Annotated in this window: 20 protein-coding genes; 18 read left to right on the top strand and 2 right to left on the bottom strand. The window is 66.1% G+C overall.

The window, feature by feature from the left end:
- The first annotated feature begins 102 nt into the window (after positions 1-102).
- The 13 genes from BMY25_RS14895 (at position 103) to BMY25_RS14955 (ending at position 15,005) form a co-directional block, all read left to right on the top strand.
- Positions 103-1,344, top strand: a complete 1,242-nt coding sequence (locus BMY25_RS14895) for an MFS transporter (protein ID WP_092497939.1) — start codon at positions 103-105, stop codon at positions 1,342-1,344.
- 121 nt (positions 1,345-1,465) lie between these two features.
- Positions 1,466-1,906 (top strand): MarR family winged helix-turn-helix transcriptional regulator, encoded by a 441-nt coding sequence (locus tag BMY25_RS14900; protein ID WP_092497941.1) that lies wholly within the window; start codon positions 1,466-1,468, stop codon positions 1,904-1,906.
- Between the two features lie 4 nt (positions 1,907-1,910).
- The gene (locus BMY25_RS14905; RefSeq protein ID WP_092497943.1) at positions 1,911-3,116 is read left to right on the top strand and encodes a YihY/virulence factor BrkB family protein; all 1,206 of its coding nucleotides are present in this window, start codon (positions 1,911-1,913) and stop codon (positions 3,114-3,116) included.
- A 463-nt stretch (positions 3,117-3,579) separates the two neighbouring features.
- The gene (locus BMY25_RS14910) at positions 3,580-4,074 is read left to right on the top strand and encodes a hypothetical protein (RefSeq protein ID WP_092497945.1); all 495 of its coding nucleotides are present in this window, start codon (positions 3,580-3,582) and stop codon (positions 4,072-4,074) included.
- A 56-nt stretch (positions 4,075-4,130) separates the two neighbouring features.
- On the top strand, positions 4,131-5,432 hold the full coding sequence (locus tag BMY25_RS14915) for an imelysin family protein (protein WP_092497947.1): 1,302 nt from the start codon (positions 4,131-4,133) through the stop codon (positions 5,430-5,432).
- Between the two features lie 48 nt (positions 5,433-5,480).
- Complete coding sequence (locus BMY25_RS14920) at positions 5,481-6,947, top strand: multicopper oxidase family protein (protein ID WP_092497949.1); 1,467 nt, start codon at positions 5,481-5,483, stop codon at positions 6,945-6,947.
- The gene (locus BMY25_RS14925) at positions 6,944-8,152 is read left to right on the top strand and encodes a di-heme oxidoredictase family protein (RefSeq protein ID WP_092497951.1); all 1,209 of its coding nucleotides are present in this window, start codon (positions 6,944-6,946) and stop codon (positions 8,150-8,152) included. Before BMY25_RS14920 ends, BMY25_RS14925 begins: the two co-directional genes overlap by 4 nt.
- Positions 8,149-9,294: an imelysin family protein gene (locus tag BMY25_RS14930; protein WP_092497953.1), complete on the top strand. Its 1,146-nt coding sequence runs from the start codon at positions 8,149-8,151 to the stop codon at positions 9,292-9,294. The genes BMY25_RS14925 and BMY25_RS14930 overlap by 4 nt, the downstream gene beginning before the upstream one ends.
- Positions 9,275-10,402, top strand: coding sequence for a DUF1513 domain-containing protein (locus BMY25_RS14935; protein WP_092497955.1), 1,128 nt, complete (start codon positions 9,275-9,277; stop codon positions 10,400-10,402). The genes BMY25_RS14930 and BMY25_RS14935 overlap by 20 nt, the downstream gene beginning before the upstream one ends.
- A 133-nt stretch (positions 10,403-10,535) precedes the next feature.
- Positions 10,536-11,408, top strand: a complete 873-nt coding sequence (locus BMY25_RS14940) for a glycosyltransferase (protein WP_092497957.1) — start codon at positions 10,536-10,538, stop codon at positions 11,406-11,408.
- Positions 11,405-12,310, top strand: a complete 906-nt coding sequence (locus BMY25_RS14945; protein WP_092497959.1) for an NAD-dependent epimerase/dehydratase family protein — start codon at positions 11,405-11,407, stop codon at positions 12,308-12,310. The genes BMY25_RS14940 and BMY25_RS14945 overlap by 4 nt, the downstream gene beginning before the upstream one ends.
- Before the next feature lie 74 nt (positions 12,311-12,384).
- Positions 12,385-13,068: a fumarylacetoacetate hydrolase family protein gene (locus tag BMY25_RS14950; RefSeq protein WP_092497961.1), complete on the top strand. Its 684-nt coding sequence runs from the start codon at positions 12,385-12,387 to the stop codon at positions 13,066-13,068.
- Positions 13,069-13,178: 110 nt separating this feature from the next.
- Complete coding sequence (locus tag BMY25_RS14955; RefSeq protein ID WP_092497963.1) at positions 13,179-15,005, top strand: ABC-F family ATP-binding cassette domain-containing protein; 1,827 nt, start codon at positions 13,179-13,181, stop codon at positions 15,003-15,005.
- A gap of 78 nt (positions 15,006-15,083) precedes the next feature.
- Here the strand turns inward: BMY25_RS14955 and bfr are convergent, their stop codons facing one another.
- Positions 15,084-15,599, bottom strand: a complete 516-nt coding sequence (bfr, locus tag BMY25_RS14960; RefSeq protein WP_092497965.1) for a bacterioferritin — start codon at positions 15,597-15,599, stop codon at positions 15,084-15,086.
- 63 nt (positions 15,600-15,662) lie between these two features.
- Entirely contained in the window at positions 15,663-15,947 is a 285-nt protein-coding gene (locus tag BMY25_RS14965; protein ID WP_143061987.1) for a (2Fe-2S)-binding protein, read from the bottom strand.
- Positions 15,948-16,257: 310 nt separating this feature from the next.
- On the opposite strand from BMY25_RS14965, the gene BMY25_RS14970 reads away from it, so the two are divergent.
- From BMY25_RS14970 to BMY25_RS14990, 5 genes are all read left to right on the top strand, one after another.
- Entirely contained in the window at positions 16,258-17,907 is a 1,650-nt protein-coding gene (locus BMY25_RS14970) for a peptide chain release factor 3 (RefSeq protein WP_092497969.1), read from the top strand.
- A 102-nt stretch (positions 17,908-18,009) separates the two neighbouring features.
- Entirely contained in the window at positions 18,010-18,396 is a 387-nt protein-coding gene (locus BMY25_RS14975) for a response regulator (protein WP_092497971.1), read from the top strand.
- A 19-nt stretch (positions 18,397-18,415) separates the two neighbouring features.
- Positions 18,416-19,294 (top strand): SMP-30/gluconolactonase/LRE family protein, encoded by an 879-nt coding sequence (locus tag BMY25_RS14980; RefSeq protein WP_092497973.1) that lies wholly within the window; start codon positions 18,416-18,418, stop codon positions 19,292-19,294.
- A gap of 146 nt (positions 19,295-19,440) precedes the next feature.
- Positions 19,441-20,982: an alpha,alpha-trehalose-phosphate synthase (UDP-forming) gene (locus tag BMY25_RS14985; RefSeq protein WP_238858357.1), complete on the top strand. Its 1,542-nt coding sequence runs from the start codon at positions 19,441-19,443 to the stop codon at positions 20,980-20,982.
- Complete coding sequence (locus BMY25_RS14990) at positions 20,951-23,020, top strand: alpha-1,4-glucan--maltose-1-phosphate maltosyltransferase (protein WP_092497977.1); 2,070 nt, start codon at positions 20,951-20,953, stop codon at positions 23,018-23,020. The genes BMY25_RS14985 and BMY25_RS14990 overlap by 32 nt, the downstream gene beginning before the upstream one ends.
- Positions 23,021-23,034: the final 14 nt, after the last annotated feature.

Here is a 23,034-nt window from a genome sequence, read left to right on the forward strand (position 1 = left end):
TGATCTGATGCGAATGAATGTTGTTGCTTCCCGAAGCCGGGTGTAAACGTCTCTTCCCCTTTCCAGGGCCGCCGCTCCGCGCCGTCCTGCCTGTCGGACACCATGACCGCTCCTTCCCCCGGCGAAGCCAAGCCTCAGCGAACAGCCTTCAGGAATCCCGGTTTCAAGAACTACTGGGGCGCGCGGCTGGCCTCCGCCTTCGCCGTGCAGATCCTGAGCGTGTCGGTGGGCTGGCATGTCTACGATCTGACCCACAGCGCGTTCGATCTCGGCCTTGTCGGCCTGTCGCAGTTCCTGCCCGCGCTGATGCTGGTGCTGGTGACGGGCGCCGCTGCCGACCGCTTCAGCCGCCGCACCATCATGGGCATCTGCCTCGCTACCGAAGCGCTTTGCGCGACCGCCCTCCTGGCCTTTCTCTACACCGGCCTCCGGCAGGTCTGGCCGATCTTCCTGGTGCTCGCCTGCTTCGGCGCGGCGCGCGCCTTCTACAATCCGGCGCAGCAATCGATCGTGCCTAACCTCGTGCCGCCGGAGGACCTGAACAACGCGATCGCCTGGAATTCGTCCTCCTGGCAGATCGCGACGATCCTCGGCCCGGTCGTGGGCGGCTTGCTCTACGGCATCAACGCCGAAACCTCCTTCATCACCGCCCTGGTGCTGCTCCTCGCCTCCTCCGTCTCCGCCCTCCTGATCCCGAAGCCGCAGCAGAAGACTGTCCGCGAAAAGACGACCTGGACGACGCTGACCTCGGGCTTCCAGTACATCTGGAGCGAGAAGATCGTGCTGGGCGCCATCTCGCTCGATCTATTCGCCGTGCTGCTGGGTGGCGCGACGGCGCTGCTGCCCGTCTATGCCCGCGATATCCTCGCCGTCGGCCCGCTCGGCCTCGGCATGCTGCGGGCGGGCTCGGGCATCGGCGCCATCCTGGTTGCGGCTTATCTCACCAAGCACCCGATCCGCGACCATGCCGGCATCATCATGTTTGCGTGCGTGGCGGGCTTCGGCGCCTTCACCATCCTCTTCGGCGCCTCCAACGTCACCTGGGTTTCCGTGCTGGCGCTTGCCGTCATGGGGGCCTTCGACATGATCAGCGTCTATATCCGCGAAACGCTGATCCAGCTCTGGACGCCGGACGCCGTGCGCGGCCGCGTCAGCGCGGTCAACCAGGTCTTCGTCGGCGCTTCCAACGAACTCGGCGAGTTCCGCGCCGGCCTGTCGGCTTCCGCCTTCGGCACGGTGCCGGCCGTCGTCATCGGCGGCATCGGCACCATCGTGGTGGCGATGCTCTGGGCGAAGCTCTTCCCCGCCCTGCGCGAGGCGCGACACCTTCGCGGCCGCGACTGAACTCAGCAACTTTGGTTGCAAGTTTAATGAATCCGGCTGAAGCGCCTCGCGGCCGGGAACCTCGGTTGCACATCTTTCGTTAGCACCACTGTCCGGAGCGTCCGGATCCGAAGGATCCAGCATGAACGGCAGCGTCACATTCGAAATATTACAGGCGGCCAGGGCCTACCGCCTGCGCGCCGGAAAATTGCTGGCCCGCATCGGCCTGTATCCCGGCCAGGATGCCCTCCTGAGCCTGCTCGACGAACGCGGTCCCCTGACCATGGGCGAGGCGGCCGCCGCGCTGGCGATCCAGCCGCCGACCGTCACCAAGATGGTCAACCGGCTGGCCAGCGGCGGCTTCATCCGCACCGAGGTCGATCCGGAGGACCGGCGCAAGATCAGCATCGCCCTGACGGATGCGGCGCGGGAGAAGATCAAGGAAATCGACGCGATCTGGCGGGAGCTTGAGTTCACCGCTCTCACCGAGGTCGAGTCGCACCATCAGCAACTCAAGAACCAGTTATCGGCGATCACTCGCAATCTTTCGAAGGGAGAGGAGAACGCCCGACGGGCGTCCTGAGACAATGGCGGGGGCCGATCAGACATCCGTGCCGGTGCAAAAGGCAGCACCGGCGCTACGCGTGGGAGCGGGACTTCTCGAAGCGCTCGGCCTGACGACGCTGATTGTGGCGGCCGTCTCGTCGTTTCAATCCGTGGCAAGGCGCTCGCCCGCCGAAGGGGCGGAGACCAGCGGGGCCTTTCCGCGTGCCGACGATCTCGCCCGCGTGCAGCAGAAGCAGCACGGGCGCGCCGCCCTAGCGCCGCACCAGATTCCCTTCAAGGGCTGGAAGGACATCTTCTGGCGGCTGGTCAGCGAGATTTCAAAGGACAATGTGAGCCTGGTCGCGGCCGGTTCCACCTTCTTCCTGCTGCTCGCGCTCTTTCCCGCCATCGGCGCGCTGGTCTCGATCTACGGCCTCTTCGCCAACCCCGCCGCCATTCAGGACAATCTCGACCGCCTCCGGGGGGTGCTGCCGGCCGGCGGCATCGACATCATCCGCGAGCAATTGAAGACGCTGATTTCGCAGAGCGATACCGCGCATGGCGTCACCTTCCTCATCGGCCTCGCCACGGCGCTCTGGAGTGCCAATTCCGGCATCAAGACGCTCTTCATGGCGCTCAACGTCGCCTATGAGGAGGAGGAGCGCCGCAGCTTCATTCGCCTCAATCTCGTCTCGGCCGGCTTCACGATCGGGGCGCTGGCGCTCGGAATCATCTTTCTCTTCGCCATCGCCGCGGTGCCGGCGATCGCGGCCTGGGCCGGCCCCTACGATGCCAGCGCGATCATCCTGAAGCATGGCCGCTGGCCGGCGATCATGATCATCGCGATCGTCTCGATCTCGATTCTCTACCGCTACGGCCCGAGCCGCCGCCGCCCGCACTGGAAGTGGGTCTGGTGGGGCAGCACCTTCGCGGCGATCGCCTGGCTGCTCACCTCCGCCCTGTTCTCCTGGTATCTCTCCAGCTTCGCCGACTACAACAAGACCTATGGCTCGCTCGGCGCCGCCATCGGCTTCATGATGTGGACCTGGATCTCGATGATCATCTTCATCGTGGGCGCGGAACTGAATTCCGAGATCGAGCACCAGACGGCGCAGGACACCACCGTCGGGGCTCCCAAGCCCATGGGCCTGCGGGGCGCGACGATGGCGGATACGCTGGGCCGCGCCGCCGACGAGCCGACCCCGCCGCAGGCCACGCCCCCGCCCGGCAGCGCTGTCCCGGAATAAGCGAACCGGGAGCGCTGCGGCGAAGCGTCCCAAATCGCCCCGCTCCGTCGTTCGCGGCATCGGTTCGAGGATCGAAGCGGCTTTGCCGCCAACCTCCTCACCTTGCCTGCATTCCACCCCGACGAAGCGCTCGACCGCGACGATCTCCTGCTTACCGGCGCGAGGCTCATTCCTTGGCTTGACTTACCGCCCTCCGACGAACCGGCTCCGCCCCAAGAATATCTCGCCGGATCAGGCTGGAATTGTTCCAAAACATCGGCGTTGACAGCCAATTCGAAATATCCACTATGCCCTTCAAGTTTTAACCGCCTTTGATGTCGGGGCCTTGAACCCCGTCGATTGGAGGAAGCATGACGAACCGGCGCCGGGGTCTCTCCGCGTTCACATTTGCCTTTGCGCCCGGTCCCGACCGGACCATCCCAGGGCTTTCAGCCGTCGGCTGCCGAGCCGGCGGGAGGAAGGGATGGGCGCGCTGATGCCACGGCAGGGCGGGCTCTTCGAGCGGGTTCCCGAGCGGCTGGTGTTGCAGGGTTTCCGGCTTTGGACGGCGGGGTACGTCTCCGGCGACCTGAAGCAGTGGGACGACGTGTGGACGATCTACACCGAGGCTCTCGGCGGTGTTCGGGCGCGGCCTCTGGTGGAGCATCTGGCGCAATGGGTAGCGAGCATCCGCGCCTGGTCCGTCGGGCCGATCCGCTGCTTTCCCGGCAGTTGCCCGCATATCTGCCGGGACGAATGCTTCGCGCTGGCAACCATTTCGGCAAGCCAGAACGAGGATCTCGACTGCCTCGCCGCCGCCATGGGATCGCTCGTCGATCCCGAGGGGATCGAGCAGACGATGCGCCTGACGGTCGCCTATGCCGAGGCGATGAAGGAGAACGGTCTCAGGCTGATGCCGGTGCCGTGCTGCGTCATCCAGGAAATCGCCGGCCGTCCGCCGGTGGAGAAAATGCACTGACAAGAACACGGCCGATCGGGCAACCGAGGGGGGCCGGAACTGATCCGGAGACTGGGATGAACTACAAGAAGCATCTTTTCGGGCTGGCCGCTGCGGTCTCGCTGACGGCCGTCGCCGTCTTCTCCTCGGCGCGCGCCGCGGAGACACCGGCCGCGCCCACGGCTCCCGCTGTGCTGACGCATTACGCCGATCTCGCCAACATCATGTATGGCGACGCGGCAAAGTCGGCGGCGAAGCTGAAGACGGCCGTGGATGCCTTTGTCGCCAATCCCAACGACGCGACGCTGGCCGCCGCCCGCACCGCCTGGAAGGCCGCGCGTGTGCCCTACATGCAGACGGAAGGCTTCCGCTTCGGCAACAAGATCGTCGACGACTGGGAGGGCGAGGTGAATTCCTGGCCCCTCGACGAGGGCCTGATCGATTACGTCGACACCAAGAGCTATGGCACGGAAAAAGCCGACAACCCGCTCTACACGGCCAACATCATCGCCAACAAGCAGGTGCGGATGGGCCCGGACATGGTCGATACCTCGACCATCACCAAGGACGTCCTGAAGAAGTTCGAGACCGGCATGGGCAACGAGGCCAATGTCTCGACCGGCTATCACGCGATCGAGTTCCTACTCTGGGGCCAGGACCTGAACGGCACCGGCCCTGGCGCGGGCAATCGTCCCGCCAGCGACTACGGCACGGAGAACTGCACGCACGGCAATTGCGACCGCCGGGCCGCCTACCTTCAGGCCGCGACCGACCTCCTGGTGGACGACCTCAACGAGATGACGGCGGACTGGGCCAAGGACGGCTCGGCGCGCAAGGACCTGATCGGCAAGGGCGAGGCCGGTGGGCTCGCCACGATCATGACCGGCCTCGGCTCCCTCTCCTATGGCGAACTCGCGGGCGAGCGCATGAAGCTCGGCGTGCTGCTGCACGATCCGGAGGAAGAGCACGACTGCTTCTCCGACAACACGCATAACAGCCATTACTATGACGAGGTCGGCATCCAGGACATCTGGAACGGCACCTACAAGGACACCGACGGCAAGGTACACAAGGGCGCGTCCCTGCACGACCTCGCCGCCGCCAAGTCGGCCGACGGCGTGAAGCGCGTGGACGATGCGATGAAGGTCGCGCTGGACAAGATCGGCCTGATCAAGAAGACCGCCGACAGCGGCGAGATGGCCTACGACCAGATGCTCGCTGCCGGCAACGACAAGGGCAACAAGCTGGTGCTCGACGGGGTGGACGCTCTGGTGGCGCAGACGCGCGCGCTGGAAGCGGTCGTCGCGGCGCTGGACCTCAAGGTGGAAGTGGAAGGCTCCGACAGTCTGGACAATCCGTCCGCTGTCTCCAGCCAGTGATCCACTGGAAACAGTGAAGGGGCGCGGCAGGTCCGCGTCCCGGCTCATATGCTGACACGCAGACATTTCATCGGCCTCGCCGGCGCAGCCGCTGGCGCGGTCGTCTTGCGATCCCACGGCTCCTCGGTGGCAGCTCCCGCGCCCGCCGCCACTCAGGCGACGCTCGGGGAACTCCCGCCGGAATCCGCGACGACGGTCGTCCACGATTTCACCTATGTCGCGGCCGAACGGCCGAACGCCCTGCCCTGCTTCGGCGGCCGCACCGCGCCGATCTGGACGCTCAGCGCGGAAACCCCGCTGCCGGTGATCCGCATCAGGCGCGGCGACACGATCGCCGCCCACCTCCGGAACGACCTGAAGGGCCAGGACGTCACCATTCACTGGCACGGCCTGCGCATCCCCAACCGGGAGGACGGCGTCCCGAACCTGACGCAGGCCCCGGTGCCGTTCGGCGCGTCCTTCGATTATCGCTTCAGGCCGCCCGACGCCGGCACCTTCTTCTTCCACACCCATTGCAACACGGCCGAGCAGCTCGGGCGCGGGTTGATGGGCGTCCTCATCGTGGAGGGTGACGAAAGCCGCCCCTTTGACGACGAGCATATCCTCGTCCTGCGCGACTGGAGCATCGACGAGAACGGGCGGTTCCTGCCCTTCGTCACCAACGAGGCGGCGCGCTCCGGGACCTTCGGCAACATCCGCAGCACCAACAACGAGATCGCGCCGACCTACGACGTGCCGGCGGGAGCCGATATCCGGCTGCGCATCCTGAATGTCGACCGCACGCGGATCATGATGGCCGGCATCGAGGGCGCGGAAGCTTTCGTCATCGCCATCGACGGCAACGCGGTCGAGCCGTTCCCGCTGAAGACCTGGCAGATGGGACCGGCCATGCGGATCGACGTCGCCATGCGCTCGCCCGCCGACGGCAAGGTCGCCCGGCTCGTGGACTATTTCGCGCCGGAGCCGGTGCCACTCGCCCATTTCGCCGCCCATGGCGCGGACAGGCGAACCGGGGCCTTAGCGCCGGCCCCGCTCATCGCCTCGCCGATCCCCGTGCCCGATCTGGACACCGCGGAGAAGCTGCCCTTCACCTTCTCGCAGGCGACCGACAATTCCGTCGCCCCGACCGGCCCCGCCGATGGCCGCTTCATTGACGATCTCTGCACGTCCAAGACGGTCTACTGGGCGATCAACAAGCAGTCCTGGCCGATGGGCGACCACCTCCACGTTCCGCCGCCGCTGGCGACGCTTACGCGGGGAAAGAGCTACGTCTTCGAGCTAATCAACGTCACCCCGCACATGCACCCGATCCACTTCCACGGCCATACGTGGAAGGTGCTGAAATCCAACAAGCGCAAGCACCTGCCGGTCCACCATGCCGACACGGTGCTGCTCCTGCCCAACGAGCGGGTGCAGGTCGCCTTCGTCGCCGACAACCCCGGCGACTGGATGTTCCACTGCCACATCATCGAGCACCAGGAGACGGGGATGATGGGCTATGTCCGCGTCACATGAAGCTGCGGGCAATTCTTGCCGGGTCGCTGGCCGGCGCGGGCGCGCTGCTGGCGACGGCGGCCTTCGCGGATGCCGGTCTCGACCGCATCATGGGCCGCGCGCTTTTCGACCGCATGTGGGTGCAGGCGCCCTCCTCCACCCAAGGCGATGACGGGCTCGGGCCGCTTTATAACGAGCGCGGCTGCGCGCTTTGCCACGCCGGCGGGGGCGGGGCGCGGTTTCTCCGAAACGGCGACGGAAGCTGGAGCGTGCACGGCGCCGTCGCGCGGCTCGGCATGCCGGACGGCACGATCGATCCTTTCTACGGCCAGCAGATCCAGACGGCAGCGGTGACCGGGCTGGAGCCGGAAGGCCGCCTCGCCTTTGCCGCCGGCACGGATGGGAGTCTCGCCACTTCGGTCACGCTCAGCGAGGGCCTGCCGCCGCTCCGTGCCCATATCTCCGTCCGGCAGGCGGGTCCGCTTTTCGGCCGCGGCGGCTTCGACCGAATTCCGGATGAGGCGATCCGCGCGCAGGCGGCAAGGGAAGCGGCTGCCGACAGCGGCATTCATGGCCGCCCCCGTACGATCGAGATCGACGGACGGGAGCGGGTCGGCCGCTTCGGCTGGAAAGCGCGCAATATCGACCTCCGGCATCAGACGGCGGAGGCTTTCGCCCTCGATATCGGGCTTTCCAGTCCGCTCATGCCCCGGCCATATGGCGACTGCACCGAGGCGGAGAAGGACTGCCTCGCCGCCCCGAACGGCAACAGCCCCGGCTTCGACAACCAGGAAATCTCCGGTGAGATGCTTGGCCTCGTCGCCGCCTATGTCGCGAGCCTGCCGGTTCACGCGGCGCCAGCGGACAGCCGCGGCGCGGCACTTTTCGCCAGCACCGGCTGCGCCGCCTGCCATGTGCCTTCGCTGCCCGGCCGCGACGGCAAGCCCGTTCCGACTTTCTCCGATCTGCTCCTGCACGACATGGGGCCGGGGCTGGACGACGGCATGCCGGAAGTGGGTGCGGCATCTTTCGAGTGGCGCACGGCACCGCTGATCGATATGGCCAATTCCAAAGGGCTCCGGCGCTACCTGCACGACGGCCGCGCGCCGACCGTCGAGGCGGCCGTCCGGGCGCATGGCGGCGAGGCGGCCAACGCCGCCGCTGCCTTTGCCGGTCTCGGTGCCGACGACCGAGCCGCGCTTATCGCCTATGTGGAGGGCCTATGACGTTCCGATCGATCATCATCGCCGTCGCCTGGACAACCCTCGGCATTCCCGCCGCGATAGCCCAGCCCGCGCCCTCCGCCCAGCCCGCTGCTCCGCAGGCCCCCGCACCGGCGGCCTCGGCGGCGGCCGCGATCGACTACATGCCGGCGGTGACGCAGGCGATCGACGGCTACATCCTGCCGGCCTACCGGGACCTGCAGGCCGATGCCGGCAAGCTTGCCGACGATCTCGGCGCCTATTGCGCCGCGCCGGATCCGACCAGGCGCGAGGCGCTGAAAGCCGGCATGACGGATCTGGTGAAGGCATTCGCCGGCGTGGACTTCATGCAGTTCGGCCCGATGGCGCAAGGCGGCAGGCTTGAGCGCTTTTCCTTCTGGCCCGACCCGCATGGCGTCGGCGCCCGGCAGATCCGCATGCTTCTCGCCCGTCCCGATCCCGCCATCCTGCAGCCCGGCGCGCTCGCCAAGCAGAGCGTCGCCCTGCAGGGCATCCCGGCGCTGGAAGCCCTGCTTTATGGCACCGGTGGCGTGCTGACTTCCGACAGTGCCGATCCGTTCCGCTGCCGTCTCGCCGAAGCGATCGGGCGCAATCTCGTCGCGCTTTCCGGCGAGATCGTCATGGACTGGACGAAGCCGGACGGCTGGCGCGCCCGAATGCTTTCGCCGGGTCCGCAGAACAGCGTCTATCGCGCCCCGGCCGAGCCGATGACGGAGGTGCTCAAGGCCGAGCTGACCGGACTGGAGCAGCTTGCGGACCAGCGCATCGCGCCGGCCATCGGCGATGCGCCCGCGACTGCCCGGCCCGCTCTGGCCCCTTATGCCGCGTCCGGCAATGCGCTGGCCTATTATCGCGCGTCCAAGGATGCGCTGAAGCGTCTTTCCGATGCTTCCGGCATGCTGAAGCTGCTGCCCGCCGACCATCGCTTCGTCGTCCGCAATACCCGGGACGAATGGGCCAACCTCGACGACGCCTTCGCCCATGTGACGGCGCCCGACCTGAAAGCCGCCGTCGCCGATCAGGACCAGCATGACCGGCTCGCCTACTCGGTGATCTCGCTGCAGAGCCTGCGAACCCTCTATCAGCAGAAATACGCCCCCGCGGTGGGGCTTTCGGTGGGCTTCAATGCTCTCGACGGCGATTGATCGGCGCACGCTGCTGGCCGGCGCGGGCGCGCTGGTCGCAAGCGGACTGACGCCCAAGGGGGCGCTGGCGCTGGAGCGGAGCGAATTGCTGTTCCTTGCCGCCGCGCGACGGCCGGACCAGAGCTACGCCATCACCATCCTTTCGGAGCGCGGCGAGATCGTGCGCGAAGTGCCGCTGCCGGCCCGGGGGCACGATCTGGCGATCGACGGACGGACGGGCCGGGCGGTGGCCTTCGCCCGCCGCCCCGGCACGTTCGCCGTCGCCTTCGACGCTGCGGGAACGGCCGAGCCGCTGGTCTTCACCGCGCGGCCGGATCGTCATTTCTACGGTCACGGCGCCTTCTCCGCCGATGGGCGCGTGCTTTACGCCAGCGAGAACGATTTCGGCGCGGCGCGCGGCGTCGTTGGAATCTACGACGTCGGCGCGGGCTATCACCGGATCGGGGAGTTCCCGACCTACGGCATCGGTCCGCACGAGCTGATCCTGATGCCGGACGGCCGCACTCTGGCCGTCGCCAATGGCGGCATCGAGACCAATCCGCTTTATGGCCGCGACAAGCTGAACCTGGCCACCATGCAACCCTCGCTGTGCTTCCTGGACGTCGCCAGCGGCGACCTCGTCGCCCGCCATACCCTGCCGACAGATCTGCACCAGCTTTCCATCCGCCATCTCGCCGCCGATGCGACCGGGCAGGTCTGGTTCGGGACGCAGTGGCAGGGCAGCGAAGGCGAGCAGCCGCAGCTTCTCGGCCGCGCCCGGGTGGATGGCGAGATCCGCCTCGCCGACATGCCCGGTGCCGATCTCGGCATGCTCCGCGGCTATATCGGCGGCATGGCCGCCAGCGGCGACGGCTCGGTGATCGCCGCATCGTCCCCGCCCGGCGGCGTGGTCGTCTATCTCGACGCGGCTTCGGGCAAGCTCGTCGGGCGCACCGGCGTGATGGATGGTTCCGGCATCCGTGCCGCCGGAACGGGCCGTTTCATGGTCAGCTCCGGCTCCGGCACCGTGGTGGAAGCGACCGTTGGCGGCGAAAGCCTTGCCGCCAGCACGCTTCCCCGCAACTTCGACGCGCATCTTCGCGCCCTGCCAGCGCAACCGGCGGCCTGATCCAGGCGTTGGATAAAGGCGCAAGCTGTTGGCAAATCGTCGGGAAACGACGATATAAGCTGCGATTGCCACGTCATGTCGGCGCTCCCGGATGCCCGGCAATTCGGCTGTAGGCGGGACAAGGAGATCGCGAATGGAAAAGACGTCCGTGAGCACGGCTCTCCCGCCCGCGCCGGGGAAGGCCGGCGGCGATGTCGCCTACGCCACGCTGGTTACCAACGCCGAATACGGCATGGGAGCGCTCGCCCTTGCCCGCTCGCTGAAGCACACCGGCACGCAGGCGCCGCTGGTCGTGCTCGCAACCGCCGAGGCGGAGGGACTGGAAGCGCTGGAAGCCGAAGGCGCCATGGTCGTTCCGGTGTCGCAGCCGCAGCTTTCCGACGGCTTCCGGGAGAAGCACAGCCGCGAGGCGCTCCACCGCGCCGCGCCCTTCAACAAGGGCAACAAGCCGGCATTCCACGACCCGATCGACAATTTCTGCAAGCTGGAACTCTGGAAGCTCGACCAGTTCCGCAAGGTCGTCTTTCTGGACGCCGACTCGCTGGTGGTGAAGCCGATCGACATGCTGTTCGGCTTTCCCGAATTTTCCGGCGCACCGAACCTTTATGAAGAATTGGCCGACTTCCACCGGCTGAATTCCGGCATCTTCGTCGCCGAGCCCAACCGCGCCACCTATGACCGGATGATCGAGGAACTGGACCAGCCCGGCATATTCTGGCGGCGGACCGACCAGACCTTCCTGCAGAGCTTCTTCCCCGACTGGCACAAGCTCCCCTATATCTTCAACACGATGCAGTACGTCTATTTCAACCTGCCCCAGCTCTGGGTGTGGGAGAGCATTCGCGTCGTGCATTACCAGTACGAGAAGCCATGGGCGGCGGTGAACCCGAAGCGGCACCTGCTGCAGCCGCTGATCGACCTCTGGTGGCACATGCATGAAGGGGGCGCGGCGCCCGAGCACTTGCCCGTGCTGCCGCCGCAGGATCGCCAGGACCGCACCGCTTGATCGCAGCCGTCACCGGCGCGACGGGGACGATCGGCCAGTTCATCACGAACCGCCTGCTGGCCGAAGGCGTGCACGTTCGCGCGTGGCGACGGCCTGCTTCCGACATATCCCTGCTGCCTGCCGCGGTGGAATGGCTGCCCGGCAGCCTGTCCGACCGGCAATCCGCCAGGGCGCTCGTCGCCGGTGCCGATTTGCTGATCCACGCCGCGCTGGAGCATGTGCCCGGCCGGTTTCGTGGCGGCGAGGGTACGGACCCCGCGGGCTTTATCGAGGCCAATGTGGGCGGCAGCCTGAACCTGATGCGGGAAGCGCGCGACGCGGGCGTCGGCCGCTGCGTCGTGCTGTCCAGCCGCGCGGTCTTCGGCGCCGCGCCGCGCACCGGCTCCGTTGCGGACGACGCATCCCTTTCCGCCGACACGCATTACGGCGCCGTGAAAGCCGCGATGGAGGCTTTCGTCCAGAGCTGGGGGCTCGGCGAAGGCTGGCCGGTCGCCGCCCTCCGCCCCACCGGCGTCTACGGGCTGGTCAATCCCGTGGAGCGCAGCAAGTGGTTCGACCTCGTCCGCAATCTCCTGACCGAAGGGAAACTGCCGGCGCCGCGCGCGGCCACCGAGGTTCACGGTGACGACGTGGCCGATGCCGTCTGGCGGCTCCTGACCGCGCCGGCCGGGGCGGTGGCCGGCCGTGCCTTCAATTGCAGCGACGGCGTCGTCTCCACTCGCGATGTCGTCGCGCTGGTTCGTGAGCTCACGGGCCGGGAGGGTCCGCTGCCCGAGCCCGGCTCCCCGCCCGCCAATGTCATGGATTGCGCCGGCCTCCATGATCTCGGCCTCTGCTTCGGCGGCGAGCCGCTGCTTCGCGAAACGTTGGCCCGGCTTATCGACGCCGTTCGTCGCGCCTGAGCAACAGGCATGGCACGGCGGGCCGAATAGGTCTAATCGCTCCCTACGACCTGTCCGCGTTTCGAGGAGCGTCCGTGTCCTATTTCTTCCAGCCCGCCAGTTGCCCCACCTTGCCGATCCGCGGCAGCGACCAGCTCTTTCCCGTGCGCCGCGTCTATTGCGTCGGCCGGAACTATGCCGCCCATGCGGTGGAAATGGGCCACGATCCGAACCGCGAGCCGCCCTTTTTCTTCCAGAAGAACCCCGACAATCTCGTCTCCGACGGCGTCTTTCCCTATCCCCCGGCAAGCCACGACGTTCACCACGAGGTGGAGATGATCGTGGCGCTCGGCAGAGGCGGCATGGATATTCCGCAGGAGCAGGCCCTGGACCATGTCTTCGGCTATGGCATCGGCCTGGACATGACGCGGCGGGACCTGCAGGCGGAAGCCAAGAAGCTCGGCCGCCCGTGGGAGATCGCCAAGGCCTTCGAGGGATCCGCCCCGGCGGGCGCCCTGGTCCCGGCAACGGAGATCGGCCACCCGCAGGGCGGCGCGATCTGGCTCAAGGTCAATGGCGAGACCCGGCAGGAAGGCAATCTCGACCAGATGATCTGGAAGGTGTCGGAGACGATCTCCTACCTTTCCGGCCTGTTCCGGCTGGCGGCCGGCGACGTCATCATGACGGGCACCCCCGCCGGCGTCGGCGCGGTGGAGCGCGGCGACGTCATGCAGGCGCATGTGGACGGCATCGGCGATCTCGAGGTGAAGGTCGTCTGACCAAAGCCCCTCCCCGGAAGCACCGGTGCCGCGGCAAAGACGGTGGCACGGCACTGGTATAGGGGCGGCGGGATTGCTACGTGGAACCGGATCAGTTCCGGAAACATGTCTTGGCCGCTTCCCCGCCCCTTCTCAGCCTGCAGAATATTCGCCTGACCTTTGGCGGCACGCCCCTTCTGGAGGGCGTGGACCTTTCCGTCGGCTCCGGCGAGCGGCTCTGCCTTGTCGGGCGGAACGGCTCGGGCAAGTCGACCCTTCTCAAGATCGCGGCCGGCCTCGTGGAATCCGATGGCGGCGAGCGCGTGGTCCAGAGCGGCACCACCATCCGCTACCTGCCGCAGGAGCCGGACCTTTCCGGCTTCGAGACGACGGAGGCCTATGTCGCGGCGGGCCTCACGCAGGGCGACGATCACTACCGCGCGCTCTACCTGTTGAACGCGCTCGGTCTCACCGGCCAGGAACACCCGTCGCATCTGTCGGGCGGTGAAGGCCGCCGGGCCGCCATCGCGCGGGCCCTCGCGCCCGAACCGGACGTGCTGCTGCTCGACGAGCCCACCAACCACCTGGATCTCCCGGCGATCGAATGGCTGGAAAGCGAGCTTCGCGGCATGCGCTCCGCATTCGTGCTGATCAGCCATGACCGCCGCTTTCTGGAGCAGCTTTCCAATGCGACCGTCTGGATAGACCGCGGCCAGAGCCGCCGGCTGGATCAGGGTTTCGGCGCCTTCGAGGCCTGGCGCGACACCACGCTGGAGCAGGAAGAGATTGAGCGGCACAAGCTCGACCGCAAGATCGAGCGGGAGCTCGACTGGGTGCGCTATGGCGTGACCGCCCGGCGCAAGCGCAACATGGGCCGCCTGCGCGCGCTGCAGGACCTGAAGACGGAGCGCACCGAGCAGCGCAAGGTCGCCGGCTCCGTCAAGATGACGGTCACGTCGGGCGAGACCTCCGGCAAGCTGGTGATCGAGGCGAAGAACATCGCCAAGTCCTATGACGAGCGGTCGATCGTCCGCGACCTCTCGCTCCGGGTGCAGCGCGGCGACCGGCTCGGCCTTGTCGGCCCGAATGGCGCGGGCAAGACGACGCTGATCAACATGCTGACGGGGCTTTCCAAACCCGATAGCGGCACGGTGAAGCTCGGCGCGAATCTGCAGGTCGTGAAGCTCGACCAGCGGCGCGACGAACTCGATCCGAACTGGACGCTGACGGAGGCGCTGACGGGAGGGCGCGGCGACACGATCGAGGTCGGCGGCCAGCCCAAGCACGTCATGTCCTACATGAAGGACTTCCTGTTCACGCCGGAGCAGGCGCGTAGCCCCGTGAGCGTGCTGTCCGGCGGCGAACGCGGGCGGCTGATGCTGGCTCGCGCGCTTGCGATGCCGTCCAACTTCCTGGTGCTGGACGAACCGACCAACGATCTCGACCTCGAAACGCTGGACCTCCTGCAGGAGATGATCTCCGACTATGACGGCACCGTCCTGCTGGTCAGCCACGATCGTGACTTCCTGGACCGGACGGTGACCTCGGTGCTCGCCTCGGAAGGCAACGGCAACTGGCTGGAATATGCCGGCGGCTATACCGACATGCTGCGCCAGCGCAAGGGCCGCCCGGCGACGGCAGAAGCCGGATCGAAGTCGACGCCGAAGAAGCAGCAGTCAGCGGCGGCCAGGGATGGGCAGGACGCCTCCCGCCAAGGAAAGCGGAGGATGAGCTTCAACGAGAAGCACGAACTGGAAAAGCTGCCCGGCCAGATCGCGGCGACGGAGGCCGAGATCGCGAAGCTTCAGGCGCAGCTCGCCGACGGCAATCTCTTCGCGCGTGACCCGCAAAGCTTCAACAAGTCAGCAACCGCGCTGGAAGCGGCGCAGATGAAGCTTGCCCAGATGGAGGACCGCTGGCTGACGCTGGAGGCCCTGAAGGAAGAACTGCAGGGCTAGGGCTCGAGACAGCGCGCAAGAAAAAGGGCGGCCAGGCCGCCCTTTTCGATTCCAGCGAAGCCTTGGGAGGCGGGAAGCCTAGTGCTCCTCGCCGCCACCGGCCGCGTTGCTCTCCGCCTTGTCCGCGGAAGCGGACTGGAGCAGCATGTAGTTCTGCTCGCCCAGCGAGTTCAGGAGGTCGATCTGCGTTTCCAGGAAGTCCACATGGCCTTCCTCGTCGCGCAGCAGTTCCTCGAAGATCTTCATGGAAACGTAGTCGCGAACTTCGTGGCAGACATCGCGAGCTTCGCGGTAGGCTTGGACGGCATCGTATTCGCCGGCCAGGTCGCCCTCAAGCACTTCACGGATGTTCTGGCCGATGCGCAGCGGCGCGACCGTCTGCAGGTTGGGATGGCCTTCCAGGAAGATGATGCGCGACACGAGACGGTCAGCGTGGTTCATCTCCTCGATGGATTCGGCGCGCTCCTTGCGGGCCAGCAGCGTGAAGCCCCAATCGTCCAGCAGGCGATAATGAAGCCAGTACTGGTTGATAGCGCCCAGTTCCAGCTTCAAGGCCTGGTTGAGACGTTCGATGACCTGGGGTGCACCCTTCACGAAAAAATCTCCTCAATGCGGATTTCACGATCCTCATAGGACGATTTTTGCGAAGATGCCAGATTAGAATCGTTTCAAATTCCAATTGACCCGATCGGGTTGATCGTCGTTGGCGTGGGGCGCCTGCTCGATCGCCTGCCCCGCCAGGACACGATCACGGATCTCGGCGCCGAAATCGACGATCAGTCGACTGACCTGGGGAAAGCAGCCGCCGCATTTGCCGCGCTTGCCGAGCTCGCGATAGATCAGGCCCGGGGTCAGCACCGCATAGGGATCATCGACCACCAGGCGCGTGATGACATTCTCGATATCGCCGCGCGTAATCAGATTGCAGGAACAGACGATCATGCCGCCCTGCACCCGCTGGAAACCGCCAGAAACATGTCCACTCTCCGCATCGACGGGTTCAAGGCCCAGAGATCACGAGATGACTTGAAAACAGATGTCGAGTTTAACAGGAAGGAAGGGCCGCCTGTCAAATGCGCTTGCGCGCCTTGTGCGAAAGGGTCGCGCCCCATAGATCAGGAGTGTCGATCCTGCCGAGGCCCGCGCTCTCCACAAGCGGCGCAAAATCGCGTAAGGAGCGGGCAACGAGGCGCGCAATCCGCGCCATTGCCGGCTGGTTTCACGACACCGCCGACTGGGGTTCTCGAAGCACATGACCGATCTTTCCTCCGCAGCCGGATCCACGGCGGCCCTTTCCGGCGCCCAAGCCGACGTCGCCCCGGAGGACGAATTCCGGCTGCGTCGCTCTTTCGCGATCATCTCGCATCCGGACGCCGGCAAGACCACGCTGACGGAAAAGCTGCTCCTGGCCGGCGGCGCGATCCGTATGGCCGGCGCTGTGCGCGCCCGTGGCGAGCGCCGGCGCACACGGTCGGACTGGATGGCGATCGAGCGCGAGCGCGGGATCTCCGTGTCGTCCACCGTCATGCGCTTCGAGCGGAACGGCCTCGTCTTCAACCTGCTGGACACGCCCGGCCACGAAGACTTCTCCGAGGATACCTACCGCACGCTGACGGCCGTCGATTCCGCCGTGATGGTGATCGACGCGGCGAAGGGCATCGAGGCCCAGACCCGCAAGCTCTTCGAGGTCTGCCGCCTGCGCGACATTCCGATCATCACCTTCATCAACAAGATCGACCGCGAAGCCCGCCATCCGTTCGAGCTGCTGGACGAAATCGAATCGACGCTGGCGCTGGATGCCGCCCCGGTCGTGTGGCCTGTCGGCATGGGCACCGATTTCTACGGCTGCTTCGATGTGCTGACCAACAACTTCCTGACCTCCAGCCAGGGCCGCAGCCATGCCTTCGACACGGTACGTCCCATGGACGGGCCCGACGATCCGCGCCTGGACGAGGCGGTGCATGGCGACATCATCTCGGAATTCCGCGACAGCCTGTCGCTCGCCCGGGAAGGTTACTCGGAGTTCGACGCCGAGGCCTTCCGCGAAGGGCACCTGACGCCGGTGATCTTCGGCAGCGCGCTGCGCGACTATTCCGTCGACCAGTTGCTCGACCTGATCGCCGGTTTTGCCCCGCCGCCGCGCACGCAGCCGACCGACGGCGATCCGGTGGAGCCCACGGACGAGAACGTCACCGGCTTCGTCTTCAAGGTCCAGGCCAACATGGACCCCAACCATCGCGACCGTATCGCCTTTCTGCGTCTCTGCTCCGGGCGTTTCCGCCGCGGCATGAAGCTCAACCATGTGCGCACCGGCAAGGCGCTGACGGTGCACAGCCCCGTGCTCTTCTTTGCCCAGGAGCGGCAGATCGCGGACGACGCGGTGGCCGGCGACGTGATCGGCATCCCGAACCACGGCACGCTGCGCGTCGGCGACACGCTGTCGGAGCAGAAGGTGCTGAACTTCACCGGCCTTCCCTCCTTCGCCCCGGAAGTACTCCGCCGCGTCATGCCCGGAGATTCCGGCCGGGTGAAGCAGGTCCGCACCGCGCTTCAGGACCTCGCCGAGGAGGGCCTGGTGCAGGTCTTCAAGCCGCTGATCGGTTCGCAGTGGATCGTCGGCGTGGTCGGCATCCTGCAGCTCGACGTGCTGTCCTCGCGCGTGGCCGGCGAATACGGCGCGGAGATCACGGTGGAGCCGGTGCAGTTCCAGACGGCGCGATGGATCACGGCACCGGCCGGCAGCGACGCTATCGAGAAGCTGAAGGCGGAGGCGCTGACCAGCCTTGCCGAGGATCGCGACGGGCGTATGGTGTTCCTGGCGCGCAACTCGTGGGAGCTCGACAACATCAAGCAGCGCTTCCCGGACCTCGTTTTGCGCGACACCTGCGAGCTGACGCATTAACTAGCGCGTGAAGAGGTACAAAGGGATTGGATTTGCCGCGGCGCATCCCATTTAAGCTCGCGCTATAACGCAGGTCTTCGCCCAAAAGGACGAAAGCACAGAATGTCTGGAACTGAAACTGATACGGCTCGCCGTCTGACTGTCCTTCTGGTTGAGGACGAGGCGCTGCTGATGATGGCCGCCGTCGATATGGTCGAGGATATGGGGTATCGGGTGCTGGAAGCGCCGAACGCCGGCAAGGCCCTCAGCCATCTCTCCGACGGCCAGACCATCGACATTCTGCTGACCGACGTTAACCTGCCGGACCTGCGCGGGCCCGAGCTCGCCGCCAGGGCGCGCGAGATGCATCCGGGCCTGCCGGTTGTCTTCGCCACCGGCTACCCCATGTCCGTTCCGCCGGAACTCGCCGACGCGCCGACCGCGGTGGTCAACAAGCCCTATTGGGAAGAAGACCTCCGCAAGGCGCTGGAGACGGTTTCCGCGCGTTAGTCCTGCCTGGGAGCCCTCGATGGAATTCGCGTTCACCTGCCTGCTCGACCTGAAATGCCGGACGGGCGAAAGCCCCGTCTATGACGAGCGGACGGACACGCTGTATTTTGTCGATATTCCGGCCTTCAAGCTCTACGCCTACGGCGTGGAGACCAAGGAGCTGCGCTCCTGGGACTTCGACCGCGAGGTCGCCTGCGTCGGGCTGACCGAGGGCAGCGACCTTATCGTCGCGCTCCGCGACCGGATCGTCCTGTTCGATCCCGCGACCGAGCGCCGCGAGGTGCTCTGCGAGATCGAACAGGACCAGCCCGCGACGCGCTGCAATGACGGCAAGGTCGGCCCCGACGGTGCCTTCTGGATCGCCACCATGGACGACCGCAAGGACAAGGAGCCGATCGGCTCTCTCTACCGCGTGACCTCCGGCGGCCGGGTGGAGAAGAAGGTCGAAGGCTACCAGATCCCGAACGGCATCGCCTGGACGCCCGACGGCGAGTGGATGTTCAACACGGACACGCGCGGCCCCTGGATCGACCGCTGGCGCTTCGACCGGCGCACCGGCGATCTTTCCGACCGCACCCGCATCGCCGTGCTCGACAATCCGACCGGACGGCCGGACGGTGGCGCCTGCGATGCGCGGGGCTCCTACTGGAGCGCCGGCGTCTCGGCCGGCCGCATTAACCATTTCAACCGCGACGGCGAGCTGCTCGGCTTCCATCCGTTGCCCGCCGTCGGACCCACCATGCCCTGCTTCGGCGGCCCCGACTTCCACACGCTGTTCGTGACGAGCTTGCGCGAAGGTCGCGATCCCGAGCAGCTTCAGAAGCTGCCGCTCTCCGGCGGGCTCTTCGCCGCCCGCTCCGAAACGCCGGGCTTTCCGGCCTGGCGCTTCCTCCTCTAGTTTTTCCTCCAGACGCCTGGGCCGGGTTTCGCCGGCCCGTCGAGGCTGTCGGAGTGTTCGCCTTCGGGCCTCCACCCTCGGAACCACAGACAACCCTGAAATGTTTTGTTACTGATTGACGTAAAAGCGTCGATCAGGAGGGTTTAATGGCGTCATTAAAGTTCGATCGATCGCGGGCAGTGCCGATGCGCGGCGACGGGCAAGGGCAGCCTGCCTCGAAGACAGGTCGTCTTGTCATCGTCTCCAACCGCGTGGCGGACCTGTCCAAGGGCAATCTGGCCGGCGGATTGGCCGTGGCAGTTGGCGAGGCTCTCAAATCGTCCGGCGGTCTCTGGTTCGGCTGGAGCGGCGCCCGATCCGCGGAGGCCCACAGCAAGGGGCCGAACATTCAGACCTTCGGCAATGTCAGCACGGCCACGGTCGACCTGACGGAGAAGGAGTTCGAGGACTATTATCTAGGCTTCTCCAACCGCTGCCTCTGGCCCCTTTTCCATTACCGGCTCGATCTCGCCGAACTCCATACCACCGGCCAAGCCACCTATTTCGAGGTCAACAAGCGCTTCGCCGCCGAGGTGGCGCCGCTGATCCAGACCGACGACACGATCTGGGTGCACGATTATCACCTGATCCCCTTCGCCGCGCATCTCCGGCAGAAGCAGGTGACGAACAGGATCGGCTTCTTCCTCCACATCCCGTTCCCGGCTCCGGAGCTGTTCTCCGCGTTGCCGCATCATCGCGATTTCGCAAAGACCTTCTTCGCCTACGATCTCGTCGGCTTCCAGACGGTGCGCGACCGCGAGAACTTCGCCCGCTACGCCGAGGAGTATCTGAACTGCCGCCGCCTCAACGACGGGCGGCTGCGCGGCTTCGGCCGGACGCTCAGGATCGAGGCTTTCCCGATCGGCATCGACGCGGAAAGCTTCGCGGCGGAAGCGGAGAAGAACGCGCGGGCTCCGGAGCTTCGGGCGCTCGCCCGCGAGGTGGAAAGCGAGCGGCTGATCGTCGGCGTGGACCGGCTCGATTATTCCAAGGGCCTGCCGGAGCGCGTGCGCGCGATGGGCTCCCTTCTGGAGAAGTGGCCCAACTATATCGGCAAGGTGCAGCTTCTGCAGATCGCGCCGCCCACCCGCGAGGGCGTGCAGGCCTATGACGAGATCCGCTCGGAACTGGAGCGCATCACCGGCGAGGTGAACGGCCGCTACGGCGATTTCGTCTGGTCGCCGGTGCGCTACGTGAACCGTCCGGTGCCCCGGGCGATGCTGGCCGGGCTTTTCCGCCGCTCGCGCGTAGGCCTCGTCACGCCGCTTCGCGACGGCATGAACCTCGTCGCCAAGGAATATGTGGCCGCGCAGGATCCCGCCGATCCCGGCGTGCTCGTGCTGTCGCAGTTCGCCGGCGCCGCGGAGCAGATGGAAGAAGCCTTGATGGTGAACCCGCACGATCCGGCGGAAACCGCCACGGCGATCCGCCGTGCGCTGGAGATGCCGCTCGGAGAACGTCGCGCGCGGCACAAGGCTTTGTGGAACCAGATCGTGTCCGAGAGCGTAGGATGGTGGCGGGAACGCTTCCTCGCCGTCCTTCACGAGACGAACGGTCAACCGGCGACCCCCGGCGGGCCATCAACCCGAAACGCGCTGCGCTCAGAGGCCGTCCCCCATGAACAAAGTTCAGACCCCACAGCACGTTAAGGAAGGCCGGAAGGACAAGAGCCCAGAAGCAGCGCAGGTCGAGACCACCCACGACATCGGCGATTTCCTGAAGGAGATCGCCGGGAACCGGGTCGCCATCGAGAACGTCTCCCCTGAAATCGACGGCGGCCGCTTTCCCGCGCGGATCGCTGTGGGCGAGCCCTTCCAGGTCGAAGCGGACGTGTTCTGCGACGGCCACGACAAGATCGACGCCGCCTTCCTGGTCCGCCGGCATGACGAGACGGAGTGGCACGAGCACCCGCTCGTCTTCGTCGAGAACGACCGCTGGCGCGGCTCCGTCGTGCTGGGCCAGAACACGCGTTATCTCTACACCGTCATCGCCTGGCGCGACCTCTTCGCCTATTGGCGCTATGAGGTCACCAAGAAGCACGGCGCCGGGGTGCCCATCCATCTGGAGCTGATGGAGGGCCGGACTCTCGTGGAGCGCGCGCTCAAGGGCGAGCGCGGCGGCGAGAAGGACAAGGCGGCGCTGCGGGATCTTCTTGCCTGCATCGATGCCACCGAGGACGACGGCGACCATCTCTCGCACCTGATGGCGCACGATACCGCCGCGCTGATGAAGCGCGCCGGGCCGCGCACGGATCTCTCGCGCTACGACAACGAACTGGAGCTGATCGTCGACCGCAAGGCAGCGGCCTTCAGCGCCTGGTACGAGATGATGCCGCGCTCGCAGTCGGGCGACGCGAACCGCCACGGCACCTTCGACGACGTCATCAAGCGTCTGCCTTACGTGCGCGACCTCGGCTTCGATGTGCTTTACTTCCCGCCGATCCACCCGATCGGCAAGAAGAACCGCAAGGGCAAGAACAACAGCCTGACGCCTTCGGAGACGGATCCCGGCAGCCCCTATGCAATCGGATCGGAAGAGGGCGGCCACGATGCGCTGCATCCGGAACTCGGCACCTTCGAGGATTTCGCCCGGCTGATCGACGCCGCGCGCGACCACGGGCTGGAGATCGCCATCGACTTCGCGATCCAGTGCTCGCCCGATCATCCCTGGATCAAGCAGCATCCGGAATGGTTCGACTGGCGGCCGGACGGCTCGATCAAATACGCGGAAAATCCGCCCAAGAAGTACGAGGACATCGTCAACGTCGACTTCTACCGCGAAGGCGCGTTCCCGTCGCTCTGGTATGCGCTGCGCGATGTCGTGCTGTTCTGGTGCGAGAAGGGCATCAAGATCTTCCGCGTCGACAATCCGCACACCAAGCCCTTCCCCTTCTGGGAATGGATGATCCGCGGCGTGCAGGATCGCTATCCCGAGACGATCTTCCTGGCCGAGGCCTTCACCCGCCCCAAGGTCATGGCGCGGCTGGCGAAGGTCGGCTTCAACCAGTCCTATTCCTACTTCACCTGGCGCAACACCAAGGCGGAGCTGACGCAGTACCTGACGGAGCTGACGACGTCGGAAACGCGCCACTTCATGCGGCCGAATTTCTTCGCCAACACGCCCGACATCAACCCGGTCTTCCTGCACGCCAGCGGGCGCGCGGGCTTCCAGATCCGGCTGCTGCTGGCGGCCACGCTCGGCGGCAATTACGGCATCTACAACGGCTTCGAGGTTCTCGACGCGGAGCCGGTGCCGGGCAAGGAAGAGTATCTCAACTCCGAGAAATACGAGATCCGCGCCTGGGACTGGGACCGTCCCGGCCACATTCGCCCGGACATCCGGCTGATGAACAAGCTTCGCCGCGACCATCCGGCGCTGCAGAGCTTCACCAACGTCACCTTCTACAACGCCTGGAACGACAACATCCTGTTCTACGGCAAGGCGACGCCGGGCCGGGACGATTTCCTGCTCTTCATGGTCAATCTCGACCCGCATAACCCGCAGGGCGCGCACTTCGAAATTCCGCTCTGGGAGTTCGGACTGCCCGACGAGGGATCGATCGAAATGGAAGATCTCGTGACCGGCGAGCGCATCGTCTGGCACGGCAAGACACAGCATTGGTGGCTCGATCCGAACCAGCGCCCCTATGCAATCTGGCGTCTGGTTCCGCCTGGAGAAATCCGCTGATGGATACGAAAGTG

It is taken from the genome of Faunimonas pinastri (genome assembly GCF_900110915.1).
Lineage (GTDB): Bacteria > Pseudomonadota > Alphaproteobacteria > Rhizobiales > Afifellaceae > Faunimonas > Faunimonas pinastri.